10 protein-coding genes and 1 pseudogene are annotated in these 8,485 nt (G+C 35.4%); 5 read left to right on the top strand and 6 right to left on the bottom strand.

Annotated elements, in window-relative coordinates; all coding sequences use genetic code 11:
• Positions 1-83: 83 nt before the first annotated feature.
• The 3 genes from IEV57_RS15635 to IEV57_RS15625 all read left to right on the top strand — a co-directional run bounded on the left by IEV57_RS15635 (position 84) and on the right by IEV57_RS15625 (position 2,194).
• Positions 84-398, top strand: a complete 315-nt coding sequence (locus IEV57_RS15635) for a hypothetical protein (protein WP_188443983.1) — start codon at positions 84-86, stop codon at positions 396-398.
• 99 nt (positions 399-497) lie between these two features.
• Positions 498-1,718 carry a DUF4934 domain-containing protein gene (locus IEV57_RS15630; protein WP_188443982.1) on the top strand — a complete coding sequence of 407 codons (1,221 nt, stop codon included), beginning with the start codon at positions 498-500 and terminating at the stop codon, positions 1,716-1,718.
• Positions 1,719-1,720: 2 nt separating this feature from the next.
• Entirely contained in the window at positions 1,721-2,194 is a 474-nt protein-coding gene (locus IEV57_RS15625; protein ID WP_188443981.1) for a hypothetical protein, read from the top strand.
• Positions 2,195-2,407: 213 nt separating this feature from the next.
• Here IEV57_RS15625 and IEV57_RS19540 read toward each other — a convergent pair.
• Both IEV57_RS19540 and IEV57_RS15615 read right to left on the bottom strand, forming a co-directional pair.
• Positions 2,408-2,752 (bottom strand): annotated as a pseudogene (locus IEV57_RS19540) (DUF5615 family PIN-like protein).
• Entirely contained in the window at positions 2,752-2,973 is a 222-nt protein-coding gene (locus IEV57_RS15615; RefSeq protein ID WP_188443980.1) for a DUF433 domain-containing protein, read from the bottom strand. The pseudogene IEV57_RS19540 and the gene IEV57_RS15615 overlap by 1 nt, the downstream one beginning before the upstream one ends.
• 510 nt (positions 2,974-3,483) lie before the next feature.
• Between IEV57_RS15615 and IEV57_RS15610 the strand changes: the two genes are divergently transcribed.
• On the top strand, positions 3,484-4,743 hold the full coding sequence (locus IEV57_RS15610; RefSeq protein WP_188443979.1) for a hypothetical protein: 1,260 nt from the start codon (positions 3,484-3,486) through the stop codon (positions 4,741-4,743).
• Between the two features lie 41 nt (positions 4,744-4,784).
• Positions 4,785-5,744, top strand: a complete 960-nt coding sequence (locus IEV57_RS15605; RefSeq protein ID WP_188443978.1) for a Fic family protein — start codon at positions 4,785-4,787, stop codon at positions 5,742-5,744.
• 60 nt (positions 5,745-5,804) lie between these two features.
• On the opposite strand, the gene IEV57_RS15600 is transcribed toward IEV57_RS15605, so the two are convergent.
• From IEV57_RS15600 to IEV57_RS15585, 4 genes are all read right to left on the bottom strand, one after another.
• A complete protein-coding gene (locus IEV57_RS15600; protein ID WP_188443977.1) occupies positions 5,805-6,530 on the bottom strand; it encodes a periplasmic heavy metal sensor in 726 nt (241 codons plus the stop codon).
• 15 nt (positions 6,531-6,545) lie between these two features.
• Positions 6,546-6,872 (bottom strand): hypothetical protein, encoded by a 327-nt coding sequence (locus tag IEV57_RS15595; RefSeq protein WP_188443976.1) that lies wholly within the window; start codon positions 6,870-6,872, stop codon positions 6,546-6,548.
• Entirely contained in the window at positions 6,856-7,347 is a 492-nt protein-coding gene (locus IEV57_RS15590) for an RNA polymerase sigma factor (protein WP_188443975.1), read from the bottom strand. The genes IEV57_RS15595 and IEV57_RS15590 overlap by 17 nt, the downstream gene beginning before the upstream one ends.
• Before the next feature lie 365 nt (positions 7,348-7,712).
• Positions 7,713-8,459, bottom strand: coding sequence for a ThuA domain-containing protein (locus tag IEV57_RS15585; RefSeq protein ID WP_188443974.1), 747 nt, complete (start codon positions 8,457-8,459; stop codon positions 7,713-7,715).
• Positions 8,460-8,485 lie beyond the last annotated feature (26 nt).

Here is an 8,485-nt window from a genome sequence, read left to right as displayed (position 1 = left end):
GGGGGGGGGGGGGTATGTTTAGTGCAAGTTTTTGGCGCTAAAAGCTTTTTAATCAATTTATTAATAATTTCAATTTTATCAAGATGAAAAAATCAATTACAAAATTAATGTCTTTGAGTCTTGCTTTAATGTTTACTTTTGGGTTAACGATTATGCCAAATGAAGCGAAGGCTACAGTTTGGTTCGCAAAGAAAGCTTGGGTGGAAATGAGAGGAACTGTTATTTATGCGGGATTGGAAATTTATGGTTATGAAGTACCAATTGGAGTAACACTTGGTGGATGGAGTGACTATCTTGGGTCAAAAGAAGATTGTTTATTTTATTTAACAAGTATTTGCGATGATTCAAATTTAAGATTAGTAACTATTTATCCACTTCATGAAGTAACCCCTATATAAAATCTACTCCTTAAGACTCGTTGTAAAAAAATGATGATATTGACTGAAAAGGTGGAATTATTATTTTAATACCACCTTTTCAGTTTTTAAACAAAAAATATGAAAAGATCAAAACCTAAAATCCATCTAATATTTATTTTTTCTGTTTCGATTTTTTTTTCCTGCAGCAAAAGTAACTCCTTTGACGGATACGAGACCCTCAAAGGAGGTGAGGTATTGATCAAGATAGAGGATGTTCCGTTTGAAAAGCTTCCTTATGCCGACAGCATCATGACAGTAGAAAAAGTGGTGGTCTTGGAGAGTGGCAAGGAAACTTTTATAGGGACTTTTGACAAGATCAGCATCATCGATGACATCATCTATATTATGGACAAGTCTATTACCTACTCAATCTTTGCATTTGACCTAGAGGGTAAATTCTTGTGGAAGATAGCAGACTTAGGAGAGGGGCCAGAAGAATATATAGAGCTTCGGGACTTTACAGTTTCCAAAGATTCAGAAACCCTAGACCTCCTTGACTATGGCGGTAGAAAAATCATGAAATTCAATAAAAAAACTGGAGAGCTAGTGGAAAAGATAAAATTGGATTTTAAGAGTTATGCCTCAGCTATAGAAAAGAAAGATGGTTTATACCTGTCTTCGGGTGATAATGCCTGTATTAAACTAGTTCAATGCCACAACTTACTTTTTTTAGATCAAAAATTTAAAGTCTTAAGTCAGTCAAACCCAATCAACCCATATTTAGAAAACTATGATTATTCCAATTTTATGGGTTTTTCTAGAAATGGAGAAAGAGTCTATTTCACCGAGCTCTTTAATGATACTATTTATGAAGTAAATACCGGAGAAAAAAAGCTAGCCGCTGCTTTTGTTATTGATTTTGGTAAATACAGCATTCCTCATGATATGATCTATTCTAAAAAAAATACAGGTTATGGTAGTTTGATTGATTTTAAGATGAATAATCCAGTAACTACAGGAATACATGATTACTTTGTGTCAGATAGTTTTTTATTTTTCAGGTATGGCAATCCACATCTCCAAAATGTTATAATTGATCTTAATGATAACAAGTCCTTATCTTACAACCGATCATTAATCGGAAATTCTTTATTACATGGAGAGATAAAAGCTACTTACAAAAACACCTTCGTTAAAGCAATTTCATCGGAAATGATTGATAAATTTTTAAAAGAAGGATTTTACGGGAAGGACTCTTTGGTATTTAGAGAAAGAAACCCCGAATTCTTTGAAATCATCAAAGATATGGACTCAAGCCATAATGGCATTATTTCATTTATCAATTTTAACTTGAATTAATCATGCGACTTTTCAAGCAGGTAATGATTCTTCTTATACTTTCCTCTTGTAATGTGAGATTTTCAGATGTAAACTCTGAATACAGAGATGAAGTATGGATATGGGTAATTAATAATGGGCAAGCTATATATAGGCAAATTGAAAAAGACCCCAAAGATTATTGGTTTTTGTACTTTGATGATGCGCTTACTTGCGATGCCTGTAAATTGGACATCCTTTCACAGGTAAGAGACAAAGAATCTGTCATCATTATCACCAACTTCTCAAACGAAACGCATGTAGAGGCCTTCAAGATGGCATACAAACTAAATAACGAATTGGTGATTATCCCATCTCAATCCGATAATTTTTCCCTGCCTTTTCTTTTTAGGTTTTCTTCAAATACGGTAGAACACACCAATATTATAGATAAACATTTTCTAAAATACGAATCTATTGAAGAGACGCTCAAGAAGAAGGCTTCTTGGGAAGAATAGGTGATGACTTGATGTTTAGAAGCTTAAGCTGAATCTCGCTGACCTTGTCCCGATCCTCGAGAAGGAAGTAAATATTTAGAAGGCGCGGAAGTTTTTTGCACGCAGAGGCGCAGAGAAAATTTGAGTTTTGAAAACCCCGGAAATATCTATTGGAGATATTTTTGGGGTTTTTAATGTTATAATCAGAATTGATCAACAATTTAATAACAAATTTTACCCATCAATTTCCAAACAAGTCATTTTCCCATACGATGGATTTGATAGAAATTCATGGATAACCTCACTTCTTGACAAAAGCAAATCAGCAAGGTCATCAGTTTTTCTGTTTCCAGTTCTTAACCAGATGATTTTTGGAGGGACCCCATATAAATTAGACAATTCCATAAAATCAGCATCAAAAGTAACAATTGTAAAACCCTTATTTTTTGCAAAATCCCAAATTTATTTGTCTGTAAAATTCTCTAATCCAAGTTCCCTAATTTGCTTGGCTTCAAAGAATATTTTTGAAATTTTCTTTACAATCCTAAATGAAATATTTTGGTCGAAAAGTAACTTCATCAGGCAACTCGAATCCTATTTTCCCTATCTGCAGCGTATGCGAGGCAGGCTTGAATATCGCTTTTTGTCAATTCAGGATAATCTGAGATAATTTCGTCCATTTCCATTCCTGATGCCAACCAACTTAAAATATCATAAACTGAGATCCTTGTACCTTTGATACAGGGTTTGCCAAACCGTACTGACGGATCAATAAAAATATTTTCTTTATAATCTTTCATAACATCTAATTTACAAAATAAACACAAATTTCTATATATTTATCTTCGGCCAGTTCATCAAGATAATAGTATATGTAAAACTCAAAAAAAGGTGATTATGATTCATTTTTGTATAAAGAGTGTGATTTTAAACTCATGAATATCCCTTTAAAGAATGAATTGATTGTTAACCTGTAACAAAAAATCAAAGAACAAATCAAGTTAGCCAAACTAGCATTAGTAGACCGATTTGTTAGTATGATATAGTTTTCTCGCGGAACTTGTCGCGATCCTCAGGAGGAAGCAAAGGTGCAGAGGGTGCGGAAGTTTTGTGCACGCTGAGACGCAGAGAAAATATGAGTTTTAAAAAACCTCGGAAATATCTATTGGAGATGTTTTTGGGGTTTTTTGCATTATAAAAAAACTATCTCGTGCCTATCTCAATCCATCACATAAATTACCTGTTTCATCACATTTTTTTGATTCGAAATTTGAATGCAATTACACTTGCAAGAAACACAGATCGATTCTATGAAACAGAAGTACATTTTGATCATTCTTTGTACTCTTCTATTTGCTTGCAATAAAGTAGACAATGAAGGAAAACTGAGTGATTATCAATCAGCCGAAAACATAATCCATCCCAATACTTTAAATATTCATTTAGAAAAAACAAGTGAGATTGAGATTCAAAATCCTAGCTTGGACCATCGATTCAATAAAATGTCTCTTGATTACATATATCAAGATTCTCTTTTATATTATTCGTATGAGAATGTGATCAAGATAGTAAATCTAAACAATGGTGATCTGAGTGAGATCATATTGAATGATTTTGAAATCCGAGGTGACATCATTAATGTTCTTCCAATTTCCAAGGATTCAATTTTAACCCTTCAAGTGATGCCACCAATCCTGATGATTAATAATTCCAAGGGGGATATATTTTATAAAGAAACATTGCCTTATTTTCCTTTTGATGTAGATGATCTTTTTTGGAAATCCATGAATCAAATCGGAGGTAAAGGAAATTTCAACTTCAATCTTCAACAATTAAGGAATTTACACTTTGATAAAAAGGAACATACGGTCCATATTCCTATGCTTCCGGTTGACTACATTTTCCTTGAAAAAGTAACTAATTCACAAACTATTGGTGTATTTGATTTGAATTCAAGAGGTTGGAAAGGTGGCTATGGAAAATCCAGAGGAATAATCAGGCATCGTGGAAATAAAAATTTCTCGAAAATTTTTGACCAAAACTATTTTCTAGTAAAAGGAGACACAAGCTATTTGAGTTATCCAGTCAGCCATCATGTCTTCTTGATCAATAATAAAACCGATGAGTTGATAGATGAAATTGTAGCTTCTTCTACTTCCCCAGAATCAATTCCTTTTCCAATCGACAAAGATTGGTTGACAAGTGGAGATTTTGTAAAACTCAACGAGTGGAGAGCTGAATCACCCTTCTACAGTGAATTGATGTTTCACAAGGAACCCCAACTCTTTTCCAGATTTTACTTCCACAAAAAATCTATTTCTGATTCAAAAAAAGGAACCTATTGGCAAAATAGAAAGATAACTCTTTTGGTTTTTGATATAAACTTGAATCTCCACCAGGAGATTCCCGTGAATACAGAAATATTTGAACTATGGAGATTTCTACCAACATCTGATGGCTTTATAGTATCTGAGATGAACAAACAGAAAGCCTTGGAAAATGCTGAGAACATCTATCTTGGTTATACAGTGAAATATCGGCTTAAGAAAGATGGTGATGATACTAAGTGATTTCCTTACATTTGATACTATCATTTGATACTATCATAAACATGAAGCCACCCTACGATCTTACTGCCACAATACTAAAACTTGTCACCTCAGTCTCGGAAAAAATAGGTGCCGTAAATGCCAAAAACCTAGTCAAAGAAAACCCAATACTTAGAAAACAGAATCGAATCAAAACAATTCATTCCTCTCTAAGCATAGAGGGAAATACTTTGTCAGAAGATCAGATTTCGGCAATCATTGAGGATAAAAGAGTCGCAGGCCCAGAAAAAGACATTATAGAAGTATTGAATGCACTGGAAGTTTATAAGAATTTAAATAGATGGAAACCTTCATCAGAAAAAGATTTTTTAAAGGCTCACCATATATTGATGAAAGGATTGGTTGCTACACCAGGAAAATATAGAACAAAAGGAGTAGGTATTGTCAAGGGTTCAAAAGTAGAGCACCTTGCTCCTCCCTCGTCAAATGTTCCATATCTTATGAAAGAACTCTTTTCTTACCTGAAAGATAAATCTGAGCTTTCATTGATCAAAAGTTGCATTTTTCACTATGAAATGGAATTTATTCATCCATTTATGGATGGCAATGGAAGAATGGGTAGATTATGGCAAACGCTCCTATTGATGGAAGATTACCCCTTATTTGAATTCCTTCCTTTCGAGAGTTTAATTGCTAAGAATCAGAATGCGTATTATAAGGCATTGTCTGCAAGTGACAAAGAAGGTAAATCAACCAAATTTATTGAATACATGTTAGCCGTGATTGAGCTATCATTGACTGAAATTCTTGAAATGGATTCAAGGAAGCTTAGTGATACAGAAAGGCTTGAAGTCTTCCTAGAACAAACTGACGAGCCTTTTTCACGAAAATCATACATGAAATTCCATAAGGTGTTGTCTTCTGCCACAGCAAGTAGAGATTTAAAAAATGGCGTAGAACTCGGAATGATCACCAAATCGGGAGATAAAAAAACAACCCTATACCAAAAAAACAGAGCATAAAACTATCCAGTATAAAAATAGCCCCTCAAGCTTTTGAATATTGAAGGGCTTTATTAATTCTTACTTCTCTAAATCAGGGTTTTTATCCTTTTTCAAGGTGATTATAATCACCCCGTTTTTCCCTAAATCCCCATATTCCGAGATTGCCTTACTACCTTTCAATACCTCGATAGCATCTATAGAATTAGGTTCAATAGAGCTCATATCTTTAACTATTTGATCCTTAGCACCCTTTTTGATAATAGTAAGAGGTAAATAATCTCCTGATATTCCATTCGTGCTTCTCAAAACCACACTTGCTACCTTATTATCATTTTTATCAACAACAACTCCATTTGAAATGATGGAGCCAAAAGACTGGTCCCGACTTACTGCAAAACCTGATACAGTTTTTGATACATTCATCTTGGCTAGGCTAGTAGCCTGACTTTCATTCAACTCACTTCTGATGGCCAACAAATTACTGAATTGCTTCTTTTTGAGTTGGTTTTCCAAATTGAGAATTTTGTCCATTTGCTTTTGTGCAGCATCTGAATTAATCTTTGGTTCTTGCAGCATTTTTTTCAGCTTTTCATTCTCTGCATCCAAATCCCACCTGAGGGTACTGAATTCGCCAGCATTCTTGCTATGAATAGCCTTGATCTTATCTGCTTGTTGATCAGAAAGCGAAATTTTGTCTCTGTTCTTCATGACCAGATCAGCGGGGAACAAAGTTCCCTGAAATAAGTCCTGACCTTGCACCATGCCAGCCAAAAGCAATAAATAAACTGTGAATAATTTTTTCATAATCGTATAATTGGTTTAGTAAGTATCTAATAATGATGCTGTAGGAGATTCCCAAACATCCATAGAAGAGGTTTGCTCGATGACAAATTTTTGTTCCTGATTTTCCCCCTCCACCAAGGAAATAATAATCAAATCTTGGTATAATGGCTCTTCTTTTTCCTCCTGATTCCATATCCAAAATCCTAACAATACAGAAGCAGCGATCCCTAATGGAAGCAGTTTCCAAATCCTAGATGGAGTTCTTTTTTTATAAGCAGGAATAGCGATTTCGCTATCTTGATTCTTGAGCTCTGCAAAAAACATTTCAAGCTCCTGGTCTGCAATATCATCTTGTCGCTTCATAGCTTTGTTTTTTTAGAATAAGTTCTTTGAGTTTTTTCTTTCCCCTATCGTAGTGTGTCCGCGCTGTCCCCAAACTCACTTCCATGACATCCGCAGCTTTTTCCAAAGTCATTTGGTGATAAAACACCAAAAGCAAAATCTCCTTTTGTCTGTCAGGAAGCCTTTGAATCAATTCCTCGTGAGTTGCTGCCTCAGGAATATGCTCCGCCTCCTCCAAGTCAAAATCAGACCTCAGTGGAATTTCCTTGTGATTCTTTCTGAGCCACTCCAAAGCTGTAAATCTAATGACAGAAAATAGCCATGTTTTTGGGCTAGACTGTTCATGAAACTTAGCTTTTCCTTCCAACACTTTGAGATAAGATTGCTGAAGCACATCTTCTGCCAGTTGACTATCAAAATCACAGCACTGCCGAGCCCAAAGAAAGGACTCCCGATGATGTGATTTGATAAACTCTTCCAGTTGCGCTGCTGTCATATCTAAAGGTTAGTGTCTAAAAATACAAAATATATGACAGGGTGAGGAAAATAGATTTGAGATGGGAGATATGAGATTTGAGACACAAGAAGCGAGAAGCAAGAGGCAAGACAGGGGAAAAGATTTGAGGAAAAAGACATAAAGCCTGCCCCGAGTATCGGGGATACAAGACGTGAGACATGAGCAGCGAGAGTCAAGAAACAAGAGACTTTCCAGATCTAATCTAAACATCGAAAATATCAGACTCTGCTTAATCTTAAAATTTTGTAATTATCAACCCCAAACCTCAAAATTGAAAATTCTGCAAAATATTTCAATCTTTCAATTTTAAAATTTTCAAATCTAAAACCTTCTAACCCTTCCACTCACTCCACTGGATACCCCTTCGCAGCCCACCAGATGCCTCCAAGGATGTGTTTCATAAAGTTGTCATCTTGAAAAGCCCAATCTGTATGGCCTAGAGCAGTGTAAAACATGCGGCCTCCGTCATATTTATTGGTCCAAGAAATGGGATGAAAATCTCCCATGCCACCTTTGGCATCATACGTTCTTTCATCAGCGGTGATTAGGACATTGATGTCTTTGTTGAAGTTTTTGAAGGCGTAGATTTCATCCGACCAAACCCAACTTTCAGGAAGATGGTAAGTTGCAGGGTGATTCCTATCGACTACATTGAGCTTGAGTGTTTGCTGATGGGGATGGTTGAGAAACTGTGCCCCAATTAGCTTGGTGTACCACTCCCATTCATATTCTGTATCTGTGGCACTGTGAATTCCCACGATTCCTTTTCCGCTTTGGACAAACTTCTCTATGCTTCTTTTCTGCTCCGAGTTGAAAATCGTCCCAGTTGTACTCATCAAAATGATCACATCAAAACTTGCTAGATTTTTGTCAGAAATAAAATCTTCATCTTCCGTCGTGTAAATCTGGAAAACATTGTCCTTAGCCAATTTCTTCAAAGCTACTACGCCATCTGGTATCGATTGATGACGGAATCCCTTGGTCTTGCTAAACACCAGAGCCTTGAATTGATTCTGAGAAAAGCTTTCCGCGCTTGAAATTATAATCAGAAATAAGGCTAGAAAGGAGATGATAAGGTTTTTCAATTTCATAATAGGCTAGGGTTAATTTTAGATTT

Origin of the sequence: Belliella aquatica (assembly GCF_014637795.1) — a bacterium.
GTDB classification, from domain to species: domain Bacteria; phylum Bacteroidota; class Bacteroidia; order Cytophagales; family Cyclobacteriaceae; genus Belliella; species Belliella aquatica.
Note: the sequence above shows the minus strand (reverse complement) of the source record. Positions and strands in the feature narration are given on the sequence as shown.